Below are 23,210 nucleotides of genomic sequence, written 5' to 3'. Positions count from 1 at the left end.
AGCTTTGCCGTAGTTTTCGTGTCGCCGTCCGCTCGCGCGACGGGAGACTTTCAGGTTCCCTCGATGCCTTCTCGCCTGCTTCTTCCGGCGCTCGTCGCCCTGCTGGCCGTGACCGCGCTCGGCGGTTGTGGGGGCGGCAGCGCGCCGCTGACGTTCGACCTCGCGGCGCTCCCCGTCTCCGGCCGCTCCGTGGCGGCGGCGCGCTCGATCGTGGTGGCTGAGCCGGTCGGCATCCAGCCTCTCGAAGCCGACCGCATCATCGTGCGCGAGCCGGGCGGCGGGCTGTCCTTCCTAGGCGGCGGCCAATGGGCCGACCGCCTGCCGCGGCTTATCCAGACACGGATCATCCAGAGTCTGGAGAATACGGGCCGCCTTCGCTCCGTGAGCCGGCCGGGTGATAAGATCGTCTCCGATTATCAGCTGATCAGCGAGATCCGCGCCTTCGATATCGCGGCAGGCTCGGGTGAGGCCGTGGTCGACATCTCGGCCAAGCTGATTGCCGAGGGGACGGGCCGTGTCGTCGCGGCCCGCGTGTTCCAGGCCCGGGTGCCGGTGCAGAAGGTCGACGCGCCGAACGCCGCCGCCGGCCTCGATGCGGCTTTGGCCAATGTCCTCGGTGAGATCGTGCGCTGGGCGAATTCAGGGCGCTGAGTGCCCCTACTCCATCACGGCCGCCTTCATGATCACGACCATGATCGCCCGGGCCGGACCTTCGCTGACGCAGCGCACCGCGTGCGGCCGGTCGCAGCGGTAGCGCAGCGTTTCCCCGGCACGCGCGCGCTGGACCACCCCCGCGACGTCCACCTCGAAGACGCCCTCGCTCACCGAGAGCGACTCCACCGATCCGCGCTGATGCGGGTCGGAGTCGAGGACGCCGCCGGGATCGGCGGAGACCTCGTACCATTGCAGCCACTCCACCGTCTTGATCCAGCCGATGATCGCGAGCCGCACCTTGCCATCCTCGGAGACGAGGATCGGCGTATCGGCGCGTGAGGACTTCTCGATGAAGGGTTCCTCGTCGCCGGTGGCGAGAACCCGTTCGATCGAGACGTCGAGAGCCTGGCTCAAGCGCCAGATCGTCGCGAGGGTCGGATTGGTCTCGTTGCGCTCGATCTGGCTGATGATCGACTTCGCCACGCCGGACTGCTCGGCGAGTTCCGACAAGGACAGATTGTAGGCCTTGCGCAGGCGCTGGATGGTCTTGCCGAGTTGACCCGACAGGACCTGGGCGCCCGTCAATAGATCGCGCGTCCGCCCACGCTCGACACGTTCCGCCTGATCCTGCATCGCCTCGTTGCCCGATGACTCGTTCCATTATCCGAACGATCGTACGCTACTTCAAACGCAATCGAGCCCCGGATGCAAGGCGGACACATGCGTGATCCTCCCGGAGATCACACCTTGCGGGCGGTGGAATCGGCGTCCGACGACCTACCGCCACAGGGCGTGAAAGTGCTGAACGGGCCCATGTCCCCGCCCGACCTGCAGCGTGTCAGACGCGCCGATCGCCGCCGTCACGTAGTGCTTCGCCGCATCGACGGCGTCACGCAGCGAAAGCCTGCGCGCGAGGCCTGCCGCCACGGCGGACGAGAGAGTGCAGCCGGTCCCATGCGTGTTCCGCGTGTCGATGCGGCGCGACGTCAGGCGCTGCGGACGCCCGTCCGCCGTGATGAGGTGATCGACGCTCTCCTCACCCTGGGCATGGCCGCCCTTGATCAGGACCGCCCTCGCCCCGAGGGCGAGCAGGCGCTGCCCTTGCGCAAGGGCCACCGTTTCGTCGGTGGCAACAGGCTCGTCGAGCAGCGTCGCGGCTTCCGGCAGATTCGGGGTGATCAGGTCCGCCAGGGGCATCAGGTGCCGGCGCAGGGCGTCGACGGCCTCATCGGAGATCAGGCGGTCGCCGCTCGTGGCCACCATGACCGGATCGAGAACGATCGGCAGGTTGGCGGCGTAGCGGGTCAGCGCGTCCGCCACGATCGTGATCACCCCCGTCTGGGAGAGCATTCCGATCTTCACGGCCGTTACGGCGAGATCGGAGAACACGCTCTCCATCTGCGCCGCGATGAAGGCGGGCGGCACGTCGTGAATGGCCTGGACGCCGATCGTGTTCTGCGCCGTCAGGGCGGTCACGACGCTCGCCCCGTAGACCTGAAGCGCCGAGAAGGTCTTGAGATCTGCCTGGATGCCGGCGCCTCCGCCGGAATCCGAGCCCGCGATCGTGACGGCGATCGGCGTGCTCATCGGACCGATCCCCGATGCTTCAGGGCGACCTCGACCCGGTCGCGCAGGTCGCGGGCGCGCGCCTCGACGTCGCCGGCGCCGAAGAGCGCCGAGATCACCGCGATCCCGTCCGAGCCGGCCGCGATCACCGCGGCCGCATTGCTGGAATCGATGCCCGCAATCGCGCCGATCGGCAGGCCGCCCCCGCGCGCGAGGCGGGCGCGGAAGGCGATGCGGGTGAAACCATCCAGCCCGACCGGCGGGTCCGGATTGTCCTTGCTCTTCGTCGCGAAGACGCCGCCGATGCAGGCGTAATCAACGGGCAGCCGGTAGAGTTCGTCCGCGTGGGTTCCGGACTTGAGCGTGAGCCCGATGATGGCATCCCGCCCGAGCAAGCGGCGCGCATCGGCGGGGTGAAGGTCGGATTGCCCCAGATGCACGCCCTCGGCGCCCGCAGCGAGCGCGAGATCGACGCGGTCATTCACCAGCAGCGGAACCCGACCGTCGATCGCATCGTGAATTGCCCGGATGCGCGCAAGGGCGGCGCGCGCGTCCTCGATCGTCTTCTCGCGATACTGGAGGAGCGTGCAGCCGCCGGCGATCGCCTCCGATGCCATCGCGGCCAGCCGGGCGCCGTCGCACCCCGAGACACCGGCATCGAGGATCCCGTAGAGCCGCAAATCGACCGGCCTCACCGCCTCGGGGTGGGGAATGGGGGAGCCGCTCACAGGAAATCCTCTGTGGATGACGCCAGATGTCCGCGCATGATCGAGTCTCACACAGGCCCGCGCTGCCGCTTCAGCGAGGGGTTAGGCGCCGACCGGGATACTTGGCAAGAGCCGGTGCCCGATCAGCGCGGACGGGCACACGCGAGCGTCTCCGGATTCGTCGCGGACCCGACGTCGGGGAATGAGCATCCCTTGTTCCGCCAAGCCGGGAATCCACGCCGCGCTGACATGTCCGCGTTGACGGGGGGATGAAATCTGCGGCTAAAGCAGAACGGATCCCGAGGAGGCATGGTTCTTCGGGAAGGCTCGACACGCGGTCGGAGCCTCGACGGATCGGGAGGCATTCGGCACAGATGACCGAAGCGAAAGCGTGTCCGAGCGGAGGTGGCCTCGCGGTCTTGAACCCCTCCTCCGTGGGACTCGTTGCGGTCATCGTTGCGGCAACCGACGGGGAGCCCCGGGCGCTGACCGTGCAAGTGCCGGGTCAGGCCGCCGGGCGCCAGGACGGTCTCCCGGCCGGGCCCCTCGTCCCGGAACATGCCACGCTGGAGCGCGGCCTACGGGCTTGGGTCGAGCGCCAGACCGATCAGCGCCTCGGCTATGTCGAGCAGCTCTACACCTTCGGGGACCGCGATCGAGAAGGCGGTGCCCAGGGCCTGCATTCGCTCTCGGTGGCCTATCTCGCCCTCGCGCGGGAAGCACGCACCGGCGGACTCTCGGAAGCCTCGTGGCGGAACTGGTACCGGTACCTTCCCTACGAGGATTTCCGGCAGGGGCGCCCGGCTGCTCTCGATGCGATCGAGCCGAAGCTTCTCGCCTGGGCGGCCGCGCCGACGGATGCCAAGCTCCGCCGCCTGCGGGCGGACCGTCTCGGCCTGACCTTCGGTCTCGGCGGCGGAACCTGGAACGAGGAGCGAGTCCTCGAGCGCTATGAATTGCTGTTCGAGGCCGGTCTGATCCCGGAGGCGCGGGGCAATGCCGGGGCCGCCGTGCCGGGCGACCCGACCGGCGTGCCGATGGCCTTCGACCATCGGCGCGTGCTTGCGACGGCGATCGGGCGGCTGCGCGGGAAGATCAAGTACCGCCCCGTCGTCTTCGAGCTGATGCCACCGACCTTCACCCTGTTTCAGCTGCAGCGCACCGTCGAAGCGCTGGCGGGGTCGGAACTGCATAAGCAGAACTTCCGGCGCCTCGTGGCGCAACAGGGGCTCGTCGAGGAGACGGACTGGGTCACCAGCGGCACGGCGGGGCGTCCGGCCAGACTCGTGCGCTTCCGCCGGGAGGTGCTCCTCGAGAGGCCGGCGCCGGGCCTGCGCCTCACGCCGTCGAGACGCCCTTCCTGAACCCTCCCGCCGGGAACTCAATCCGGGATGGCGGCCGGCTGTCGTGCGGCGGTGGTCGTGCTGCGTCGCTCGAGAAGTCCCGGCGGCGGGACAGGCGCCTCGATCGTGCAGACGACACCTGTCGGCACGAAGAGGAGCTGGACCTCGCCCGCAAGCTCCCGGGCGAGGCTCCGCTCGATCAGCCGCGAGCCGAAGCCCGTCCGGGTCGGTGGGGTCACGGGCGGACCGCCGGTCTCCGTCCAGCGGAGGAACAGGCGGAGATCTTCCTCTCGCCGTACCGACCACGCGATGGAGACGGTACCACCTTCCCGCGAGAGCGCCCCGTACTTCACCGCATTGGTGCCGAGCTCGTGCAGCGCCATCGCGATCGAGAGCGCCAGCCGCGGCGGAAGCCGCAGGGGCGGGCCGGCCACCGTGAAGCGCGAGCGCTGACCCTCGGTTGCGTCGAGGGGACGGATCGCGTCCGCCACGACCGTCCCGAGTTCCGCGCCTTCCCAGCTCTCCCGCGTGAGCACGTCGTGCACGCGCGCGAGCGCCAGGAGCCGTGCCTCGAAGGCGGCCCGAGCCGCGCTCGCCTCCTCTCCTTCGAGCCTGCGGAGCGATTGGCCCGCGATCGATTGCACGGTCGCGAGCGTGTTCTTCACCCGGTGATTCAGCTCATGAATGAGCAGGATCAGGTGTTCCTCGGCCTGCTTGGCGTCCGTGATGTCGACGTTGCAGCCGGTGTAGCCGAGGAACGTGCCCGCATCGTTCAGGCGCGGCACGCCCTCGCAGCGAAGCCAGCGCACATTGCCCTCGCAATCCACGACCCGGACCTCGGTCCGGAAGGCCGAGCGTGCCGCGAAGGCCTCGTTGAACGTCGCCGAGAACCCCTCGAGGTCCGGCGGATAGACGATGCGGCGCCAGCCCTCGTTCGCGAGTTCCGCAGCCGCCATCCCGAACATGTGCTCGAAATGCATGTTGGCAAAGCTCACGCTCGCGTTCTCATCGGTCATCCAGATCAGGGCGGGCGCGGAATCGGCCATGTGTCGGAACCGAGCTTCGCTCTCGCGCAGGGCCGACAGGCCGTGGCGGGTCTCGGCGAGCGCCCGGTCGCGTTCCTCCTCTCGGGTCCGCAGGCGCAGGGAGGCGTCGGCCAGCACATCCGCGAGGCGACGGATCTCGTGGACGGGCGACGTGATGCGCGGGATCGCCTCCCCCCGCGCCAGGGCAGGTCCGGAGGCCGCGAGTTGGCGCAGGGGTCGCGACACGCGGGACCAGAGATTGACCGCGAGGGCGGAGGAGGTGGCGAGCACGAGGAGGCCGAAGCCGCCGAAGGCCCAGATCCAGCGGCGCAGCCGTGCGTCGACGAGGGTCTGGGGGATGCTGGCCGCGACCGTCCAGCCGGTGAGGCGGGAGCGGGCCTCGACCACGACGACGGGGCGTCGCAGGCGATCCTTGCCCTCCCACACGCCGGGCGTGTCGGTCTGGTTCTGCCGAAGCGTGACGAGGCGCTGGCGGCCGACCACGGCGGCGGGATCGGGCAATCGCCCGAGAATCGTCCCCTCCCGGTCGGAGATGCCGGTGGTCCAGCCTTCGACCACCTCGCGGGCCAGGATCGACTGCAGGCGGGCGACCGGCGCATTGAAGCTGAGGATGTAGGTGACCTCACCCTCGACCTGGACCGGCACTGCGACCGCGTAGGTGGATTGCTCCGGGGTTGGGGCCGCGATCAGGCCCGACACCATCGCGCGCTGTGTGCCTGCCGCGATCTCGCGGTCGAAGGGCAGCGTTGATATCGGTAGCGGCGCGCCGTGCTTGATGCCGGTATTCACGACCTGCTGCCCGTCGGGCTTGCGCAGGACGATCTCGAGGTCGATCGCGTCGCGAACGAGGCGCGCCTGGGCGTCGAATGCGTCGAACTCGCCCTCCCTCAGGCGCGGCGAGGTCGCGAGTGTTTGCAGCACGGAGACGAGGCCTGCCGTGTCGCGATCGATCGACAGGGCGATCCCCCGCACGTTCTCGCGCGCGTCCTGCTCAAAGCGTGCGCGCTCCGCGGCGGCGTAGCGCATCAGCAGGATGGCGGTGAAGAGAAGGCCCGGGCCGATCAGGGCCACCACGAGCGCGACGAGGTAGACCTGCGTCGAGAACCCGCGCTGCGCTAGGCGGTCGAGGCGGCGTCGGAGCCCGGAGCTTCGCAGCGGCTCCGAAGGTCGCGAAGCGGTTCCGCGCTCCAGCTCCCGCCTCACGGCCATATCGAAATCCGGCTGACACAGCGCAGGAATCGGGCCCCAACCGGGCGAATCGTCGGGCGGGAACGGGTCATGGCCGGTCGATATGGCCGAGATCACGCGTCGGGTCGAGGCGATCCCGCACGCGCTGCTTCAAGGTCTTGATATCGGGAAAACCGCCGTCGCGCTTGCGTTCCCAGATCACATCGTCGTCGAGTTCGATCGCGAAATGGCCTCCGGTGCCCGGTCGCAACGCGACCTCGCCGAGATCGTCGCGAAAGGTGGAGAGGAGTTCCTGAGCCATCCAGGCCGCCCGCAGAAGCCAGTTGCACTGCGTGCAATATGTTATCGCAACCCGCGGTCTCGCTGCCGCGGCGTCCGGCGTTCCGTCCATGCCTTGCAAAGCGCACTCCGGCTGACCGGTTGTCAACCATCCGGCGGAGCGTGACAGCGGCCGAAGGGCCATTACGCGCTGTCACACCCCGCTTCTAGATGCGCAAGGGCTGCGTGCTGGTGTCGCGCCCGGCGCAAGTCGCCGGTCATGACGCGCCGCGAAGCGGATGTCGACAGCGAAGCCGCCATGCGCCAGCACCCAGGCGATGAAGTCGTCGCTCCTCGCGCTCCACTGCCGGCCGCTGTGCTTTCCGAAGGTCACCCGAGGCCGGAGCGCGGGCGTCCGGGTCGAGGCGATCAGGGTCCCGAGATCGGTCGTGGTCTCCAGATCGGTCGCGCGGACGATCAGTGCGGGCTCGCTCTCCACTACGCCGATATGGCGCGGCGACAGAATCGGGGGAGTGGTCCGGCCTTTTCGTGCGCCACGCGGCACCTATCTGTCGCAGGGAGGTGGAAAGGCCAAGCTCCACCGCGCGTCACATCGTCAGGACCTCGTCGCGTGCCGGCCGCTTGAGCGACCAGAACGGGGATCAGGAGGAACTTCATGCCGTCCGGCTCCAGCCAAAGCACCCTGCCCCGTACGCCTGTGCTCGCACGGATCCTCGGTGCTCTCGCGGCGATCGTCTTCGCCTCCTGCCTCTCCGGCTGCGGCGCCATCAACCGGGTGCCCACTCTGGAGGAACAGGCGAAATCGGCCTGGAGCGAGGTGCAGAACCAGTATCAGCGCCGCGCCGACCTCATTCCCAATCTCGTCGAGACCGTGAAGGGTTACGCGCAACAGGAGAAGGATGTGCTGACCGGCGTCGTCGAGGCCCGGGCCAAGGCGACCAGCGTCAAGGTCGATGCCGGCACGATCAGCGATCCGCAGAAGTTCAAGGAATTCCAGGACGCGCAGAATCAGCTCTCGGGCGCGCTCGGGCGCCTTCTCGTCACCGTCGAGCGCTACCCGGACCTGAAGTCGAACCAGAATTTCCTGGCTCTCCAATCCCAGCTTGAGGGCACCGAGAACCGGATCGCGGTCTCGCGGCGCGACTACATCCAGGCCGTTCAGGCCTACAACACCGAGGTGCGCACCATCCCGGGCCGCTGGATCGCGGCGTGGTTCTATCCGGAGGCAAAGCCGATGGAGACTTTCACAGCGACACCGAACGCGGAGCGTCCGCCGAACGTGAAGTTCTAGGCGTTGCCGATGTGGCCGGGTCCGGCGCGGAGCACCGGTCCCCGCGCGATCCTCGCGGTCCTGCTGATCGTCCTCTTCGGACTGAGCTCCGCGGGGGTGGCCGCAGAGCCGACCTTCCCCGCGCTCACCGGCCGTGTCGTCGACGCGGCCGGCATCCTTCAACCCGAGGAGAGGGCTGGACTCGAGGCCAAACTCAAGGCGTACGAGGACAAGACCTCGGACCAGGTCGTCGTCGCGACCGTGCCGAGCCTTCAGGGCACGAGCATCGAGGATTTCGGCAACCGCCTCTTCCGGGCCTGGCAGCTCGGGCAGAAGAATGCGAACAATGGTGCCCTGCTGGTCGTGGCGCCGAATGAGCGCAAGGTCCGGATCGAGGTCGGCTACGGCCTGGAGGGTGCCCTCACGGACGCCCTCTCCAAGGTCATCATCACCACGGCCATCACGCCCCGTTTCAAAGCGGGTGACTTTGCCGGAGGGATCAATGCCGGCGTCGATGCGATGCTCTCGATCCTCTCCGGGGATGCCGACGAATGGCACCGTCGCGCCAAGGTGCGGGGCGACGAGGCCGACCCGCTGCAGGGCCTGGTCTTCCTCGTCATCCTCATCGTCATCATCTTCGTATTCTGGCGTATGAGCCGCGCTCAGCGCGGGGCCGGTCGCCGAGGCGGCGGCTTCATCATCGTGCCCGGACCGCCCTCGGGCGGATGGAGCGGGGGCGTTTCCGGCGGCTTCGGCGACGGCGGCGGGTTCTCGGGAGGGGGCGGCTCCTCGGGCGGCGGGGGTGCATCCGGTGACTGGTAGGCGAATGAGCATCCTCGCCCCGGACGCGCGCGACAGGATCTCCGAGGCGGTCCGGAGCGCCGAGGCGGGCACCTCCGGCGAGATCGTCGTGATGGTCAGCGCCCGGGCGGGCACCTATCGCTCGGTCGCGCTCCTCGTCGCCCTGCTGTGCGGCCTCGTTCTCCCCTGGCCGATGATCTGGATGACGAATCTCAGTGCCGCGGCGATCGCGCTGGCGCAGGCCGGGCTCGTGCTCGCGCTGCTGGCGGCGGGGCTGAGCGAGCCCCTGCGCCTCGCCCTCGTTCCGCAGCACCTGCGCCGCACCCGGGCCGGCGACGCGGCCCGGCTCGCCTTCTGGACACGGGGCCTGAGCCGGACCCGCAAGCGCACCGGCGTACTGATCTACCTCGCGATGGCGGAGCGGCACGCCGAGATCGTGGCCGATGCCGGTATCCTGGCGCGCATCGCGCCGGAGCGGTGGACCGGCACGATCGGTAGGCTGCTGGGCGCTCTGCGCCAGGGCGAGATCGAGGCCGGGCTGGTCGGAGCCGTCCATGAGGTCGGCGCGATCCTGGCTGCGGAGTTCCCGCCGGAGCCGGGTGACCGGGACGAGTTGCCAAACCGGGTGATCGTCGCCGACTAGGCGGATCAGCCGCCCGTCACGCTCATGTGGCGGGGGACGGCTGCGGGGCGGGCCCGCTCGATCACGAAATCATGGCCCTTGGGCTTGCGGGTGATCGCCTCGAGGATGGCGTCGGTGACGAGGGCGTTGTCCGGGGACGCACGGAGCGCGGCGCGGAGGTCGGCCGCGTCCTCCTGCCCCAGGCACATGTAGAGCTTGCCCGTGCAGGTGAGGCGGACGCGGTTGCAACTCTCGCAAAAGTTGTGTGTCAGCGGGGTGATGAAGCCGAGCCGGCCGCCGGTCTCGGCGATGCGCACGTAGCGTGCGGGGCCGCCGGTGCGGTCGGGCAGCGGGGTCATGGTGTAGCGGCTCTCGAGCCGTGCGCGCGCCACCGAGAGCGGCAGGAACTGATCCGTGCGGTCGCCCTCGACTTCGCCGAGCGGCATGACCTCGATCAGCGTCATGTCCATCCCGTCGCCGTGCGCCCAGGCGATCATGTCGGCGATCTCGTCCTCGTTGACGCCCTTGAGCGCCACCGCGTTGATCTTGACCCTAAGGCCGGCCCTGCGCGCGGTCTCGATCCCGTCGAGCACGAGCTTGAGGTCGCCCCGCCGGGTGACCGCGCGGAACTTGTCCGGGTCGAGGGTGTCGAGGGAGACGTTGATGCGCCTGACCCCGAGATCCGCGAGTTCGGAGGCGAAGCGGCCGAGCTGGGTCCCGTTCGTGGTGAGCGTGAGCTCGTCGAGGGCACCGGTGCCGAGATGCCGCGAGAGGCGGCGGAACAGATGCAGGATGTCGCGCCGGACCAGCGGCTCGCCGCCGGTGATGCGCAGCTTTCGCACGCCCCGCTCGATGAACACGCCGCAGACGCGGTCGAGTTCCTCCAGGCTGAGGAGGTCGCGCTTGGGCAGGAAGCTCATCTCCTCCGACATGCAATAGACGCAGCGAAGGTCGCAGCGATCCGTCACGGAGATGCGCAGGTAGGTGATCGCCCTCTGGAACGGGTCGATCAGCGGCACGGTGCTCCGAGCCGCGGGGGGCTCATCGGTACGGGGACCCCACATGCGGGACTCTGAACTCTGCTGCGGCCGAGAATTTAGGATACCGTCTCGTGACGAACCTAGCATGCGTTGGCATATGAGGTCTTCTCGGCGCCGGAGCAAGCGCGCCGGCCGGATGGCTGGGTTACGGGCTCGTCGGGCTCGCGACGCCGCGGGGGCTTCCGGAGAGTTGGGATTTGTCCATGAGCGAGGAACGCTGGCCCACCGAGATCCGGCTGTCGGCCGATAAGCGCAGTCTGATCGTGGCCTTCGAGGACGGCGGGCGCTTCTCCCTGCCGGCCGAGTACCTGCGGGTCTCGAGCCCGTCGGCGGAGGTGCAGGGCCACTCGCCGGCCGAGCGCAAGGTGATCGGCGGCAAGCGCCACGTGATGATCCTGGCGGTGGAGCCGATCGGCAACTACGCGGTGAAGCTGCGCTTCGACGACATGCACGATACCGGGATCTTCGGCTGGGACTACCTGCACGACCTCGGCCGCGGCTTCGACGCGCGCTGGGCGACCTACCTGTCCGAGCTGGGGGAGCGCGGCCTGAGCCGGGACCCGGTCAGGGCGCCGGCCAAGGGTGAGGCGACGGGGGGCTCCTGCGGCAGCGGGTGCGGCTGTCACTAGGCGCGTGCGGCGTCTCGCAAGGCCTTGATCGTCAAAGAGAAAGGGCCGGCGCTTCCGCCGGCCCCGCCACGTTGGTTCCTCGCGGAGCCGGCCTCAGCGCTGGACGATCACCTTCGTGCCGACCTTGGCGCGGGTGTAGAGGTCGCTGACATCCTCGTTGGTCATGCGGATGCAGCCCGAGGAGACGGCGGTGCCGATCGTCTCCGGCTCGTTCGAGCCGTGGATGCGGTAGATCGAGCCGCCGAGATACATGGCGCGGGCGCCGAGCGGGTTCTCGAGGCCGCCCTTCATGTAGCGCGGCAGGTCGGGACGACGGCGCAGCATCTGGGCCGGCGGACGCCAATCCGGCCACTCGCGCTTCATCGTGATGGTCTGCACGCCGCCCCAGGTGAAGCCCGGGCGGCCGACGCCGACGCCGTAGCGCAGGGCCTGGCCGCTGCCGAGCACGTAGTACAGGCGGCGCTCGGCGGTGGAGACCACGATCGTGCCGGCGCCGTAGGGGCCGTTATAGGCGACCTGCTCGCGGGCGATCGCCGACATCTGCGGCACCGCGGAGGCGGCGAGCGGGTCGGCGGTGTTCAGGGAGGCGTTCGCGGTCGGGACCGCGACGGCCTGCGAGCGGACGCGCACCGAGAGGGCGTTGTCGAGGGGCTGCCGGGTCAGCGGGTCGATCTCGTAGGCGAGCGCGGGCGACGCCCACGCGGCAGCCGCGCAGGCGAACCCGGTGAGGGCGGGGGCGAAACGACGCATCAAAGCCTCTCGTGGGCAGGCGAAGGTTTGTGGAAACTCAGGGGAACACTGGAGCACGATGCCGTGCCGCGCGTCGCCAAGGGGTAAACGCTGCCGCCCTAAAGTGAAGCTCAAATCCCGATACGGCCACGCTTCCGCCCGTCCCGTGACACCGTGGCAACACTGTGGCCGCCGGGCCGGCCGATGCCGGACGAGCCCGCCCCGGATCGACCGCGGAACCGGAACAAATCATGAGCGGACCCGCGCCTCTCGCGGTTTCGGGGCCGATGGATTTGTTCCGGACGACATCGGCCCGGAACCGTCAACGGATCGGCCGGCCGAGCCGGTGCCGGCGCCTGCCCGGTTCGCTAGGGTCCGGCCAGCCCATAGCCTGAGACCGTGGGCCCCCTTCCCAAGCGCGCCCTCGACCGGGGCGCGCTTTTTCGTGGCCGCGAGCCGCGGCCACGGGTCAGGCCGCGTCGAGCCCGAGGTCGATGATCGCGGCGCTGTGGGTGATCCAGCCGCAGGAGATCAGGTCGACCCCCGAGGCCGCCACCGCCCCGACGGTGTCGCGGGTGATGCGGCCCGAGGCCTCGCTGAGGGCGCGCCCGTCGATCATCGCCACCGCCCGGGTCAGCGCGGCCGGGCTCATGTTGTCGAGGAGCACGGCGTCGGCGCCGACCGAGAGGGCCTCCTCGAGCTGGGCCAGGGTGTCGACCTCGACCTCGATCTTGACGAGGTGGCCGGTCCGGGCGCGGGCCCGCGCGATCGCCGGGATGATGCCGCCCGCGACCGCCACGTGGTTGTCCTTGATCAGGACCGCGTCGTCGAGGCCGAAGCGGTGGTTCGAGCCGCCGCCGGCCCGCACCGCGTGCTTCTCGAGGGAGCGCAGGCCCGGCGTGGTCTTGCGGGTGCAGACGATCCGGGCCTTGCCGTGCGGCCGGGCCGCCTCGACGAGGGAGGCGGTGGCGGTGGCCACCCCGGACATCCGGCACAGGAGGTTGAGGGCGACCCGCTCGGCGGTGAGGATCGCCCGGGCGGGCCCGGAGAGGCGGATCACCACGTCGCCGGGCGCGACCGCGGCGCCGTCGCCCCGCACCACCTCGACCGCGACGGCCGGGTCGATCAGCCCGAAGGCGATGGCGGCGGCGTCGGTGCCGGCGATCACGCCGGCCTGGCGCGCCGCGATGACGCCGTCGAGGCGGGCCGAGGCCGGCACGATCGCGTCGGTGGTGATGTCGCCGGCCCGGCCGAGATCCTCCACCAGTGCCGCCCGGACGATCGGCTCGACGAGGAGGCGCGGCAGGGGTGGGAGGGGGTCGGGCGACGCTGCGCCGGGCGGCAGGGCGTCGGGTGCCTGGGTCTCGGTCATGGGGTCAGGGCCTCCTCGGCGGTCGGGCGGGTCTCGGTCGCGGCGAGCAGGTCCGACAGGCGCGTCGCGCTGTGGCGCGCCGGCTCGGCGCCCGGGAAGTCGCCGCGCCAGTGGGCGCCGCGGCTCTCCTGCCGGCCGAGCGCCGCGTGCGCGATCATCAGGCCCGTGAGGGCGGCCGCGCTGCCGGCCCGCGCCAGGGGGGCGAGGCGGGCGACGGCCCGGCCGAGCCCGGCGGCCTCCCGCACCACCCCGACCTCGCGCTCCATGATGCCCCGGATCGGCGACAGGTCGGCGGGTCCGGCCGCGGACCCGGCCGCCGATCCGGGGCGCCCGGGCAGGATCCGCCCGGGGGCCGGCACCTCGAGGTCGTCCGCGATCCAGGCCGCCGTGGCCAGGGCCTCGAGGAGCGAGTTGCTGGCGAGGCGGTTCGCCCCGTGCAGCCCCGTCGAGGCGACCTCGCCGCAGGCGTAGAGGCCCGGCACCGTGCTGGCGCCCCGGGCATCCACCAGGACGCCGCCCATGTGGTAGTGGGCGGCCGGGCGCACGGGGATCGCCTGCACGGCCGGGTCGATCCCGGCGCCGGCGCAGAGGGCCGCCACGGTGGGGAACCGGGTCGGCATCCGGGCGCCGAGGGCGCCGCGGGCGTCGAGGGCGACGCTGTCGCCGCGGGCGAGGGTCTGGAAGATCGCCCGCGCCACCACGTCGCGGGGGGCGAGGTCGCCCCCGGCGATGCCGGCCATCACGGGGTTGCCGTGCCCGTCGATCAGGCGCGCGCCCTCCCCCCGCAGGGCCTCGGTGGCGAGCGGCATCGGGTCGGCGCCGGCCGCGATCGCGGTCGGGTGGAACTGCACGAATTCGAGGTCGCGCAGGATGGCGCCGGCCCGGGCCGCCAGCGCCAGGCCGAGGCCGGTGGCGCCGGCGGGGTTGGTGGTCGAGGCGTAGAGGCCGCCGACGCCGCCGGTGGCGAGCACCACGGCCCGGCCGAGCAGGCGGAAGCGCGCCCCGTCGGCCTCGCAGACGACGCCCGCCACCGCCCCGCGCGCGTCGTGCAGGAGGTCGCGCACCGTCGCCACCACGGTCTCGATCGAGGGCGTGCGGGCGACTGCCCGCACCAGCCCCTCGAGCACCATGCGGCCGGTCGAGTCGCCGCCCGAGCGCACGATCCGGCGGCGGCCATGCGCCGCCTCGAGCCCGAGGGCGAGGGCCCCGTCGGCCTCGCGGTCGAAGGGCACGCCCTGCGCCACCAGCCACCCGATCAGTCCGGGGCCGGCCGCCGCCACGCGGGCGGCGACGTCCGGCTCGGTCAGGCCGGCGCCGGCGGCCTCGGTGTCGGCGGCGTGCAGAGCCGGCGCGTCGTCGGGGCCGATCGCGGCCGCGATGCCGCCCTGCGCCCATCCCGTGGCGGTGCCGAGGCCGAGCGCCTTGGCGGTGACGAGGGTGACGGGCCGCGGTGCCAGGCGGAGCGCCACGGCAAGGCCCGCCACGCCGGCCCCGACCACGATGACCCGGTCGGCGGGGTTGCGCGAGAGGGCGTTCATCGCGGCTTGACCGCGAGCATGCGCTCGACCGCCGCCCGGGCCCGGTCCGCGAACTCGGGCGCCACCGTCACCTCGTGGGTCATGGTCTCGAGGGCGTGCCGGATGTTGGCGAGGCTCATGCGCTTCATGTGCGGGCACATGTTGCAGGGCTTGATGAACTCGATGTCGGGGTTGGCCGCCGCGATGTTGTCGGCCATCGAGCACTCGGTCACGAGGACGACCTGGGCGGGGCGCTTCTCGATCACGAAGTTCATCATCATGGCGGTGGAGCCCGAGAAGTCGGACTCGGCGACCACGTCCGGCGGGCATTCCGGGTGGGCGATCACGGTGACGCCGGGGTAGCTGTCGCGCACTTCCCGGATGTCGGCGGGGGTGAAGCGCTCGTGCACCTCGCAATGCCCGGCCCAGGTCAGGATCTCGATCTCGGGGAGCGCCGCCTGGGTGTTCTGGGCCAGGAACTCGTCCGGGATCATCAGGACCCGGGGCGCGTTCAGGGAGCGGATCACCTCGACCGCGTTGCCGGAGGTGCAGCACAGGTCCGATTCCGCCTTCACGGCCGCCGAGGTGTTGACGTAGGTGACGATCGGCACGCCCGGGTAGCGGGCGCGCAGGCCCCGCACGTCCTCGGCGGTGATCGAGTCGGCGAGCGAGCAGCCGGCCCGCATGTCCGGGATCAGCACGGTCTTGGCCGGGTTCAGGAGCTTGGCCGTCTCCGCCATGAAGTGGACGCCCGCGAGCACGATCACGTCGGCATCGACCTTCACGGCCTCGCGGGCGAGCGCCAGGCTGTCGCCGACGATGTCCGCCACCGTATGGAAGATCTCGGGGGCCTGGTAGTTGTGCGCCAGGACGACGGCGTTGCGCTCCCGCTTCAGACGCAGGATCGCCTCGATGTCCGGGGCCAGCGCCGGCCACTCGATGGCCGGCACGTGCCGGCTCACCCGGGCGTAGAGCTCCGGCAGGGGCATCCCGTGGCCGGACGCGCCGGGCTGCACCATCGGCCGGTTGCGGGCTTGAGCGATCGGGGAACTGGTCGCCGCCATCGCGTCCTCCATTATGCTCACTTTGAGCATTGTGCCGCCTAAACTAGGCGCGCCGGAGGCGTCTGTCCAGATATGCTGAGACTGAGCATAACAATTTTGCGGCGCATCGTTTGGGTGCGGTGCGGTGGGAAGCGCCGACGCGGGGTCGGGGTGCTCCGCGCGCACTCGGGGTCGCGGGTGGCCCGCTGCGCCCCAACTCGCGTGCGGGAGAGGTTTCCCCGCGCAGCGGGCCGGGGTGAGGGATGCGACTTGTCCGGATAACGCGCACCCCTCACCCGGTCGGCTGGCGCCGACTCGACCTCTCCCGGACGGGAGAGGTGGGGCGGGCCGCTGTCCGGAGTGAATCGTGGTCCCGGGGTGGGCGCGGGTGGCGCGACGGGCCCCCTCTCCCGAGCGGGAGAGGGTCGGGGTCAGGGATGCGCGTTGTCCGGAGAGGCCGCACCCCTCACCCGGTCGGCTGGCGCCGACTCCACCTCTCCCGGACGGGAGAGGTGGAGCGCCGCGGTTCCCCTAGGACTGATCGGCAGGCTCGGGCAGCGCGACGCGCCCCCTCTCCCGTGCGGGAGAGGGTTGGGGTGAGGGATCTGACCTCTCCGGAGAGGGCGCACCCCTCACCCGGTCGGCTGGCGCCGACTCGACCTCTCCCGGACGGGAGAGGTGGGGCGGGCCGCGGTTCCCGGAGGACTGATCGGCAGGCTCGGGCGGCGCGACGCGCCCCCCTGCCGGACGGGAGAGGTGGGGCGCTCCGCTGGCCGGGGGACGCCCGGCGCCCCCGCCGGGCCCCGGCGCCTCAGCCGAAGCTGTCCGGGTCCGGGCCGAGGCGGGCGTCGGGGCGGTCGAGGGTGGCGATCCGGGCCATCTCGTCGGGGCTGAGGGTGAAGTCGAAGAGCGCGACGTTCTCGGCGATGCGGGCGGGGGTGGCGGTCTTAGGGATCGCCACGAAGCCGTTCTGGACGTGCCAGCGCAGGGCGACCTGGGCCGGGCTGCGGCCGTGGGCGCGGGCGATCCCGGCGAGAACCGGGTCGGCGAGCTCCCTGCCCTGGCCGAGGGGGCTCCAGGATTCCGTCACGATGCCGTGGCGGGCATGGGCGTCCCGCAGGGCCGCCTGCTGGAAATGCGGGTGCAGCTCGATCTGGTTGACCACCGGCACCACGCCGGTCTCGCTGATCAGGCGCTGGAGATGGGCCGGCGTGAAGTTCGAGACGCCGATCGAGCTGGCGCGGCCCTCCTCGCGGAAGCGGATCAGCTCCTTCCAGGTCTCGACGAACAGGCCCCGGTCCGGGCAGGGCCAGTGGATCAGGTAGAGGTCGACCCGGTCGAGGCCGAGGCGCGTCAGGCTGGCGTCGAAGGCCCGGCGCGTGCCGTCGAGGCCCTGGTCGTCGTTCCAGAGCTTCGTGGTGACGAACAGGTCATCGCGCGGGATCCCGGCCTCGCGGATCGCCCGGCCGACGCCGGCCTCGTTGCCGTAGATCGCCGCGGTGTCGATCGCGCGGTACCCGGCCGCGATGGCGCGCCCGACGATGTCGGGGGTGCGCGCCTCCTCCAGCTGGTAGACGCCGAGGCCGAGCTGCGGCATCGGGCGGCCGTCGTTCAGGGTCAGGGTCGGGATGCGGACGGGCATCGGACGGTCTCCGGATCTGGGATGGGGGCGCGGCGCGACGCGGGCCCGCGCGGGCGCCGGCCCGCGGGGCGGGGCCGGCAGGCCTGGCGGGCTGTCGGGAATCCTCCGCCTCACCTGTGTCGCGCCGCCCCGTCCGTCGAGTGCGGCGCCGCACCTGCCCGGCGCCGGCCGCCCGAATCGCCGTTGCGGCGGGGAACAGGCCCGGACCGTAACCTATGTGGAAGCGCCGGTCGGCGCACCTTGCGAGAACGTCGGTCTGCGCGCCGCGCAGCGCGCGCCCACGTCGAGGCGCCAGCCGATCGGGGACCGATGTCGCAGACCAAGGCTCGCCGCATCGCTGCCGCCCCGCCCGAGACCATCCCGATCCTGCCCGCGCTGATCCGCGCCCATCTCGGGCAGAGCCTGAAGGCCGCCTACGCGGCGTTGCGCGAGCCCGCCCCGCCCGACCGCTTCGCCGAGCTGATCGCCCGGCTCGAGGACGCGCTCGCCGCGCAGGGGGACCGCGACGCCCATGCCTTCCGCGAGGGCCTGCTCCAGGCGCTGCCGAGCCTGCAGAGCTTCGCCGTCTCGCTGACCCGCAACCCCACGGCCGCCGACGACCTCGTGCAGGACACGCTGCTGCGCGCCTGGCGCAGCCGGGCCCGGTTCCAGGCCGGCACCAATCTCGGCGCCTGGCTCTTCACCATCATGCGCAACGCCCTCTACAGCGAGCACCGGCGCTACGCCCGCGAGGTCGCCGACAGCGACGGCGACCATGCCCGGCGCCTCGCCACGGTGCCGTCGCAGGGGGGGCACCTCGATCTGCAGGACGTCCAGTCCGCCCTCGCCCGCCTGCCCCCCGCGATGCGCGAGGCGCTGATCCTCGTCGCCATCGAGGACATGACCTACGAGGAGGCCGCCGCGGTGATGAAGTGCTGCATCGGCACGGTGAAGAGCCGGGTCTGGCGCGCCCGCGACCAGCTCGCCGGCCTCCTCGGCTACACCGCCGCCGAGATCGGCGCCGACCACCTCACCCTCTCGGCCCTCGGCGCCGACCGCCTGGGCATCGAGGCCTGACGCCGCCGACGGTCCGGAGCCGCGGGCGCGGGCGGCCGAGGACCCACCTCTCCCGTCCGGGCGTGGTCGAATCCGCGTGAGCGGAACGGTGAGGGGTGCGACGTATCCGGACAACGCGCATCCCTCGCCCGGCCCGCTTCGCGGGCAAACCTCTCCCGGACGGGAGAGGGGCCCGTCGCGCTTCCCGCGCCGGTTGCGGAGGGCGGTGCGCCCCACCTCTCCCGCACGCTCGGCACCGACCCCGACCGCGAGGGTCTCGCGGCGGTTGACGCGGGGGCGCCCGGCGGGGGAGACCGGGGACGCCCCGGAACCCGCAGAGCAGGGCCCGCCTTGTCCGACGACCGCCAGCCCCCGGCCCGCTTCAACGCCGCCCGCTACTGCCTCGCCGGGAACGCGCGGGCCCGCCCCGACAAGAGCGCCCTGATCCTGGCGGGCGAGGACGGGCCGCGGGCGCGCCTGAGCTTCGGCGAGGTCGACCGCGCCGTGCGGGGCATCGCGGCGGGGCTGCTCGGCCTCGGCCTCGCGCCGGGCGCGCGGGTGATGATCCGCATGGGCAACGAGGCGGATTACGTCCTCGTCTATTTCGGCGCCCTCGCGGCGGGGCTCGTCGCCCTGCCCGCCTCGCCGCAGCTGACGCCCGCCGAGGCCGGGTTCCTGATGGAGAATTCGGGCGCCGCGATCGTGGTCGCGGGCGCGGGCTGCCCGATCGACCCGGCGGGCCTCGGCGGGCGCATCCTGCTCGGACCGGCGGAGATTGCCGCCATGAAGGCCGGCCCGCCGCTCGCCGGCTACGCCGACACCGCCGCCGACGATCCCGCGACCCTCGTCTACACCTCCGGCACCACCAGCCGGCCGAAGGGCGTGCTGCACGCCCACCGGGCCATCTACGGGCGCCGGCCGATGCACGCGCACTGGCTCGGCCTCCGGGCCGACGACGTGATGCTGCATGCCGGCACCATGAACTGGACCTACACCCTCGGGGTCGGCCTCAGCGACCCCTGGGCGGTCGGGGCCGGGACGGTGCTGTACGATGGCCCGCGCGACCCCGCGATCTGGCCCCGCCTGATCGCCCGGTACCGCGCCACCCTGTTCGCCGCGGTGCCGAGCCTCTACCGCCAGATCCTGAAATACGCCGACCTCGCGGCCGCCGACCTGTCGAGCCTGCGCCACGGCTGCACCGCGGGCGAGGCCCTGCCGGTCGATCTCCTCGAGGCCTGGCAGGCGGCGACGGGCAAGCCCCTCTACGAGGCCCTCGGGATGAGCGAGATCTCCACCTACGTCTCGAGCGGCCCGACCATCCCGGTGCGGCCGGGCTCCCCGGGCCGGCCCCAGCCCGGGCGTCGCGTCGCGATCCTGCCCGTCGACGGGCCGCCCGAGCCCCTGCCCCCGGGGGAGACCGGGCTCCTCGCAATCCACCGCTCCGAGCCCGGCCTGATGCTCGGCTACTGGAACCGGCCGGAGGAGGAGGCCGCGGTGATGCGCGGCGACTGGTTCGTCGGCGGCGACCTCGCGGCCCTCGATCCCGATGGCTACCTCTGGTTCGCGGGCCGCAACGACGACCTGATGAACGCCATGGGCTACCGGGTCTCGCCGAACGAGGTCGAGGGAGTGCTCGGCGCCCACCCGGACGTCGTCGAGGTCGGGGTGGCGGAACGCGCGGTCCGGGCGGACGTGCGGGTGATCTGCGGCTTCGTGGTGCTGCGCGCCGGGGCCGAGCCGGATGCCGACGCCCTCCTGGCCTGGTGCCGGGCGCGTTTGGCCGCCTACAAGTGCCCGCGCGAGATCCGGTTCCTGGCCGGGCTGCCCCGCACCCCGAACGGCAAGGTGCAGCGCAAGCGCCTCGACGAGGCCGCGGGCGCCGCCTGAGGCGGGGCTCGCCCCCACCGCACGGCCCGACAGGGGGCCCGTCTCAGGCCGCCGAGGGCATCCGCTCGCGGACCGGATCGGCGACGGCGACGCGGTCGCGGCCGGCCAGCTTCGCGCGGTAGAGCGCCGCGTCCGCTGCCGCGATCCGCTGCGCCAGGCTGGTGCCGGGCTGCGCCGGCCCGATCGCCGCCCCGACGCTGACGCTGACCCGGTCGAGGCCGTCCGGTCGGGCGCCGTGCGGGATGGCGAGCCCCGCGACGGCCCGGTGCAGCCGCTCGGCCGCCTCCGCCGCCGCCTCGGCCGACAGGCCGATCAGCAGAACGAGGAATTCCTCGCCGCCGGCGCGCACCACGAGGTCGCGGGGCCGCACGGCGCCCCGCAGCGCCCGCGCCACCGCGACGAGGCAGGCATCGCCCGCGGTGTGCCCGTGCCGGTCGTTGAAGAGCTTGAAGTGATCGACGTCGATCATCACGACGCCGATCCGCGAGGCCGGGATGCTGCGCGCCTCGAGCCGGCGCCGCACCTCGTCGAGGCGGCGCCGGTTGGCGAGGCCCGTCAGGGGATCGGTGAGCGCGTGGGTGCGCAGCTCGGCATTCGCCCGGTTCAGCCGCGCCGCCAGCGCGGTCTGCTCCGCCAGCAGGCTTTGCGCCCGCGCGTGGGCGAGGAAGCGGGCGCGCCGGTTGAACTCGACCCGGTAGACGCCGAGGAGCGTGAGCACGGCCGTCACCACCAGGCTCAAGGTCGCGTCGAGCTTGACGGCGGGCTGGGTCACCGTGACCTGCATGATCCCGAAGGCGAAGAGCAGGCAGGCGAGGCACGTCGTCCAGAAGTGGATCTTGAATCCGCCGTACCCCAGGCAGTTGAAGTACACGATCACGACGTGGCAGCCGATGAAGTAATCGGCCGCGGTGCGACTCTCGGTCCGGGCGTGCAGGACGAGCAGGAACGCGAAACTCAGGAGGTAGAGGGCAGAGGCGTAGAGCGCGTGGAGCGCGCTCGCCGGGTCCCGCCGGATCGCCCAGCTCCGCAGCGGCAGGTACAGGACGAAGAGCGGCGTCATGATGCCGATGCGCAGCACGACGGCGAGGTCGAACACGTCCGGGATCAGGTCCTTGTCGGTGAGCAGGAAGGCGTTGAGGGCGACGACCGCCGCCGTGATGGTCACGACGTCCGACCGGGCCTGGACGGCGTTCTCGGCGATCCGGAAGGACCGCTCCAACTCGGGCGGAAACGCGAGGCGTCCGATCCGACGCCCGACGCCGTCCTTCCGCGCCGTCGCCTCGACGTGACTGGTTGTTTTCATTGCTCGCTTTACAAGGATCGAGATACGAGGTGCGCTGCCGTCGATCCGGGATCTCACCACGCCGACCATGAAGCGCCGGTTCGCGGACGCGGGCGTTTTGCCGCGAAACCCCGGACGTTGAGCGCAGATTCTGTTCAGTCGGGCCCGGCCCGCCCGGCCCGGGCCGCGCTTGTCCGTCGCCCGGCCTCCCTATAGAGCGGTCCCTCCCGCCTCCCGGGCCCGCCAGCCTCCGCGCCGATGACCGCCCTGCCCCTCTCCGTCTTCATCATCGCCAAGAACGAGGCGGACCGGATCGGCGCCACGATCCGGGCGGTCCGCGATCTGACGGACGACCTCGTGGTCGTCGATTCGGGCTCGACCGACGGCACGCAGGACGTGGCCGCCGCGCTCGGCGCCCGGGTGATCCACAACGACTGGCCGGGCTACGGCCCGCAGAAGCGCTTCGCCGAGGAGCGGTGCCGCCACGACTGGCTCCTCAACGTCGACGCCGACGAGGTGGTCCCCCCCGATCTCGCGGCCGCGATCCGGGCGCTGTTCGCCGCGGGCGAGCCGGAGCGCCCGGCCTGGCGCATCGGCATCGCGGAGATCTTCCCCGGCGAGCGCCGGCCCCACCCCTGGGCCTACACGCTGACGCCGGTGCGCCTCTACCGGCGCGACCGCGGCCGCTACGCCCCCTCCCCGGTCCACGACCGGGTCGAGCTGCAGCCGGGCATCGAGCCGGGCCGCATCAGGGGCGTGATCCACCACTTCTCGGTGCGCTCCCTCGGCGACCAGCTCGACAAGCTCAACCGGTATTCCGACCAGCAGGCCGACGACCTCGCGGCCCGCGGCGTCGCGATCCCGAGCTGGCGCGTCTTCGTCGAGCTGCCGGGCAATTTCCTCAAGGCCTATCTCGGCCGCCGCCACTTCGTGCGCGGGGTCTACGGCTTCCTCACGGCGATGAACTACGCGATCTCCCGCCACCTGCGCGTGGCCAAGCACTACGAGCGCCGCAAGGCCCTCCCGCCCGCCCGCGAATTGCCGGCACCCCCCGAGGCGAAGCGGGTTGACCCGCCCAACGCGAAATTCTAATCCCAGGGGCGTGGAGACGTGGCCGAGCGGCTGAAGGCACTCGTTTGCTAAATGAGCAAGCCCGGAAACGGGCTTCGAGGGTTCGAATCCCTCCGTCTCCGCCACTCTCTGCCTGACGCCGTCGAATTCGGAAAAGCCTTCTCAGCGCAGCGCCTTGCTGGCCATCGGGTGGTCCCCGGACGGTTCTCGCGCCCCCATGTCCCCAGCGGCATCTCGGGACCGGCCTTTCCGGGTTCCGTCGCGGCTGCTCGTTGGAACCGAGGCGCCGGCTCGAAGGGGGCTCGGGACGGCGTCGCTCGGGACGGAGGACGCAGCTCAGCGCCCGTCGTGGAAGCGAGGCGACGGCCGCGACGACGGACGGACAATCAGGCGGACGTCCCCGCGCATGGCGGCGCGAGTTCATGCGTTCGCCGATCGAGCCGCTCCGGTCACGGGCCGGCCGAGACCGCACGGGTCGAAGATATCC

At 71.7% G+C, this 23,210-nt stretch carries 22 protein-coding genes and 1 tRNA gene; 10 read left to right on the top strand and 13 right to left on the bottom strand.

Annotated features, from left to right (window positions below):
* Positions 1-63 precede the first annotated feature (63 nt).
* The gene (locus F6X51_RS05975) at positions 64-651 is read left to right on the top strand and encodes an ABC-type transport auxiliary lipoprotein family protein (protein ID WP_150962562.1); all 588 of its coding nucleotides are present in this window, start codon (positions 64-66) and stop codon (positions 649-651) included.
* 6 nt (positions 652-657) lie between these two features.
* Here F6X51_RS05975 and F6X51_RS05970 read toward each other — a convergent pair whose 3' ends face one another.
* The 3 genes from F6X51_RS05970 to thiE form a co-directional block, all read right to left on the bottom strand.
* Entirely contained in the window at positions 658-1,287 is a 630-nt protein-coding gene (locus F6X51_RS05970; protein ID WP_150962317.1) for a helix-turn-helix domain-containing protein, read from the bottom strand.
* A 144-nt stretch (positions 1,288-1,431) separates the two neighbouring features.
* Complete coding sequence (gene thiD / locus F6X51_RS05965; protein ID WP_150962316.1) at positions 1,432-2,241, bottom strand: bifunctional hydroxymethylpyrimidine kinase/phosphomethylpyrimidine kinase; 810 nt, start codon at positions 2,239-2,241, stop codon at positions 1,432-1,434.
* Positions 2,238-2,948: a thiamine phosphate synthase gene (thiE, locus tag F6X51_RS05960; RefSeq protein WP_150962315.1), complete on the bottom strand. Its 711-nt coding sequence runs from the start codon at positions 2,946-2,948 to the stop codon at positions 2,238-2,240. Before thiE ends, thiD begins: the two co-directional genes overlap by 4 nt.
* 353 nt (positions 2,949-3,301) lie before the next feature.
* Between thiE and F6X51_RS05955 the strand changes: the two genes are divergently transcribed.
* Complete coding sequence (locus F6X51_RS05955) at positions 3,302-4,291, top strand: NUDIX hydrolase (protein WP_150962314.1); 990 nt, start codon at positions 3,302-3,304, stop codon at positions 4,289-4,291.
* Positions 4,292-4,308: 17 nt separating this feature from the next.
* Here the strand turns inward: F6X51_RS05955 and F6X51_RS05950 are convergent, their stop codons facing one another.
* The 3 genes from F6X51_RS05950 to F6X51_RS05940 form a co-directional block, all read right to left on the bottom strand.
* Positions 4,309-6,525: a sensor histidine kinase gene (locus F6X51_RS05950; RefSeq protein WP_150962313.1), complete on the bottom strand. Its 2,217-nt coding sequence runs from the start codon at positions 6,523-6,525 to the stop codon at positions 4,309-4,311.
* A 67-nt stretch (positions 6,526-6,592) separates the two neighbouring features.
* On the bottom strand, positions 6,593-6,895 hold the full coding sequence (locus F6X51_RS05945) for a SelT/SelW/SelH family protein (RefSeq protein WP_150962312.1): 303 nt from the start codon (positions 6,893-6,895) through the stop codon (positions 6,593-6,595).
* Between the two features lie 81 nt (positions 6,896-6,976).
* Positions 6,977-7,327, bottom strand: a complete 351-nt coding sequence (locus F6X51_RS05940) for a hypothetical protein (protein ID WP_150962311.1) — start codon at positions 7,325-7,327, stop codon at positions 6,977-6,979.
* A 111-nt stretch (positions 7,328-7,438) separates the two neighbouring features.
* On the opposite strand from F6X51_RS05940, the gene F6X51_RS05935 reads away from it, so the two are divergent.
* From F6X51_RS05935 to F6X51_RS05925, 3 genes are read left to right on the top strand one after another with little or no spacing between them, the layout of a single operon-like run.
* Positions 7,439-8,074: a LemA family protein gene (locus tag F6X51_RS05935; protein WP_150962310.1), complete on the top strand. Its 636-nt coding sequence runs from the start codon at positions 7,439-7,441 to the stop codon at positions 8,072-8,074.
* Positions 8,075-8,083: 9 nt separating this feature from the next.
* Positions 8,084-8,875, top strand: a complete 792-nt coding sequence (locus F6X51_RS05930) for a TPM domain-containing protein (protein ID WP_150962309.1) — start codon at positions 8,084-8,086, stop codon at positions 8,873-8,875.
* Complete coding sequence (locus F6X51_RS05925; protein ID WP_150962308.1) at positions 8,865-9,497, top strand: TPM domain-containing protein; 633 nt, start codon at positions 8,865-8,867, stop codon at positions 9,495-9,497. The genes F6X51_RS05930 and F6X51_RS05925 overlap by 11 nt, the downstream gene beginning before the upstream one ends.
* 5 nt (positions 9,498-9,502) lie before the next feature.
* Here the strand turns inward: F6X51_RS05925 and moaA are convergent, their stop codons facing one another.
* Complete coding sequence (gene moaA, locus F6X51_RS05920) at positions 9,503-10,540, bottom strand: GTP 3',8-cyclase MoaA (protein ID WP_150962307.1); 1,038 nt, start codon at positions 10,538-10,540, stop codon at positions 9,503-9,505.
* A gap of 179 nt (positions 10,541-10,719) precedes the next feature.
* On the opposite strand from moaA, the gene F6X51_RS05915 reads away from it, so the two are divergent.
* On the top strand, positions 10,720-11,145 hold the full coding sequence (locus F6X51_RS05915; protein ID WP_150962306.1) for a gamma-butyrobetaine hydroxylase-like domain-containing protein: 426 nt from the start codon (positions 10,720-10,722) through the stop codon (positions 11,143-11,145).
* A 93-nt stretch (positions 11,146-11,238) separates the two neighbouring features.
* On the opposite strand, the gene F6X51_RS05910 is transcribed toward F6X51_RS05915, so the two are convergent.
* The 5 genes from F6X51_RS05910 to F6X51_RS05890 form a co-directional block, all read right to left on the bottom strand.
* Positions 11,239-11,895: a L,D-transpeptidase gene (locus F6X51_RS05910; RefSeq protein ID WP_150962305.1), complete on the bottom strand. Its 657-nt coding sequence runs from the start codon at positions 11,893-11,895 to the stop codon at positions 11,239-11,241.
* A 448-nt stretch (positions 11,896-12,343) separates the two neighbouring features.
* Positions 12,344-13,246 carry a carboxylating nicotinate-nucleotide diphosphorylase gene (nadC, locus tag F6X51_RS05905; protein ID WP_150962304.1) on the bottom strand — a complete coding sequence of 301 codons (903 nt, stop codon included), beginning with the start codon at positions 13,244-13,246 and terminating at the stop codon, positions 12,344-12,346.
* Positions 13,243-14,784 (bottom strand): L-aspartate oxidase, encoded by a 1,542-nt coding sequence (locus F6X51_RS05900; protein ID WP_150962303.1) that lies wholly within the window; start codon positions 14,782-14,784, stop codon positions 13,243-13,245. The genes nadC and F6X51_RS05900 overlap by 4 nt, the downstream gene beginning before the upstream one ends.
* The gene (nadA, locus tag F6X51_RS05895) at positions 14,781-15,782 is read right to left on the bottom strand and encodes a quinolinate synthase NadA (protein ID WP_150962561.1); all 1,002 of its coding nucleotides are present in this window, start codon (positions 15,780-15,782) and stop codon (positions 14,781-14,783) included. Before nadA ends, F6X51_RS05900 begins: the two co-directional genes overlap by 4 nt.
* Before the next feature lie 835 nt (positions 15,783-16,617).
* Positions 16,618-17,448, bottom strand: a complete 831-nt coding sequence (locus F6X51_RS05890) for an aldo/keto reductase (protein WP_150962302.1) — start codon at positions 17,446-17,448, stop codon at positions 16,618-16,620.
* A 309-nt stretch (positions 17,449-17,757) separates the two neighbouring features.
* On the opposite strand from F6X51_RS05890, the gene F6X51_RS05885 reads away from it, so the two are divergent.
* Positions 17,758-18,504 (top strand): sigma-70 family RNA polymerase sigma factor, encoded by a 747-nt coding sequence (locus F6X51_RS05885; protein WP_150962301.1) that lies wholly within the window; start codon positions 17,758-17,760, stop codon positions 18,502-18,504.
* Between the two features lie 330 nt (positions 18,505-18,834).
* Positions 18,835-20,370: an acyl-CoA synthetase gene (locus F6X51_RS05880; RefSeq protein WP_150962300.1), complete on the top strand. Its 1,536-nt coding sequence runs from the start codon at positions 18,835-18,837 to the stop codon at positions 20,368-20,370.
* Positions 20,371-20,413: 43 nt separating this feature from the next.
* On the opposite strand, the gene F6X51_RS05875 is transcribed toward F6X51_RS05880, so the two are convergent.
* Positions 20,414-21,673, bottom strand: coding sequence for a GGDEF domain-containing protein (locus F6X51_RS05875; RefSeq protein WP_191970026.1), 1,260 nt, complete (start codon positions 21,671-21,673; stop codon positions 20,414-20,416).
* Between the two features lie 237 nt (positions 21,674-21,910).
* On the opposite strand from F6X51_RS05875, the gene F6X51_RS05870 reads away from it, so the two are divergent.
* Positions 21,911-22,744, top strand: a complete 834-nt coding sequence (locus F6X51_RS05870) for a glycosyltransferase family 2 protein (RefSeq protein ID WP_150962298.1) — start codon at positions 21,911-21,913, stop codon at positions 22,742-22,744.
* A 12-nt stretch (positions 22,745-22,756) separates the two neighbouring features.
* Positions 22,757-22,848: transfer RNA gene (locus F6X51_RS05865), tRNA-Ser, on the top strand.
* Positions 22,849-23,210 lie beyond the last annotated feature (362 nt).

Source organism: Methylobacterium planeticum, from assembly GCF_008806345.1.
Classification (GTDB): Bacteria; Pseudomonadota; Alphaproteobacteria; order Rhizobiales; family Beijerinckiaceae; genus Methylobacterium; species Methylobacterium planeticum.
The sequence above is the reverse complement of the archived record's forward strand: the minus strand, read 5'-3'. Positions and strand labels throughout refer to the sequence as shown.

Coding starts and splice junctions, on each gene's coding strand:
- F6X51_RS05890 (WP_150962302.1), bottom strand. CDS start 17,448: ATGCCCGTCCGCATCCCGACCCTGACCCTGAACGACGGCCGCCCGATG.
- nadC (WP_150962304.1), bottom strand. CDS start 13,246: ATGACCGAGACCCAGGCACCCGACGCCCTGCCGCCCGGCGCAGCGTCG.
- F6X51_RS05950 (WP_150962313.1), bottom strand. CDS start 6,525: ATGGCCGTGAGGCGGGAGCTGGAGCGCGGAACCGCTTCGCGACCTTCG.
- nadA (WP_150962561.1), bottom strand. CDS start 15,782: ATGGTGCAGCCCGGCGCGTCCGGCCACGGGATGCCCCTGCCGGAGCTC.
- F6X51_RS05875 (WP_191970026.1), bottom strand. CDS start 21,673: ATGAAAACAACCAGTCACGTCGAGGCGACGGCGCGGAAGGACGGCGTC.
- F6X51_RS05975 (WP_150962562.1), top strand. CDS start 64: ATGCCTTCTCGCCTGCTTCTTCCGGCGCTCGTCGCCCTGCTGGCCGTG.
- F6X51_RS05915 (WP_150962306.1), top strand. CDS start 10,720: ATGAGCGAGGAACGCTGGCCCACCGAGATCCGGCTGTCGGCCGATAAG.
- F6X51_RS05935 (WP_150962310.1), top strand. CDS start 7,439: ATGCCGTCCGGCTCCAGCCAAAGCACCCTGCCCCGTACGCCTGTGCTC.
- F6X51_RS05910 (WP_150962305.1), bottom strand. CDS start 11,895: ATGCGTCGTTTCGCCCCCGCCCTCACCGGGTTCGCCTGCGCGGCTGCC.
- moaA (WP_150962307.1), bottom strand. CDS start 10,540: ATGTGGGGTCCCCGTACCGATGAGCCCCCCGCGGCTCGGAGCACCGTG.
- F6X51_RS05930 (WP_150962309.1), top strand. CDS start 8,084: ATGTGGCCGGGTCCGGCGCGGAGCACCGGTCCCCGCGCGATCCTCGCG.
- F6X51_RS05955 (WP_150962314.1), top strand. CDS start 3,302: ATGACCGAAGCGAAAGCGTGTCCGAGCGGAGGTGGCCTCGCGGTCTTG.
- F6X51_RS05870 (WP_150962298.1), top strand. CDS start 21,911: ATGACCGCCCTGCCCCTCTCCGTCTTCATCATCGCCAAGAACGAGGCG.
- F6X51_RS05945 (WP_150962312.1), bottom strand. CDS start 6,895: ATGGACGGAACGCCGGACGCCGCGGCAGCGAGACCGCGGGTTGCGATA.
- F6X51_RS05885 (WP_150962301.1), top strand. CDS start 17,758: ATGTCGCAGACCAAGGCTCGCCGCATCGCTGCCGCCCCGCCCGAGACC.
- thiD (WP_150962316.1), bottom strand. CDS start 2,241: ATGAGCACGCCGATCGCCGTCACGATCGCGGGCTCGGATTCCGGCGGA.
- F6X51_RS05900 (WP_150962303.1), bottom strand. CDS start 14,784: ATGAACGCCCTCTCGCGCAACCCCGCCGACCGGGTCATCGTGGTCGGG.
- F6X51_RS05970 (WP_150962317.1), bottom strand. CDS start 1,287: ATGCAGGATCAGGCGGAACGTGTCGAGCGTGGGCGGACGCGCGATCTA.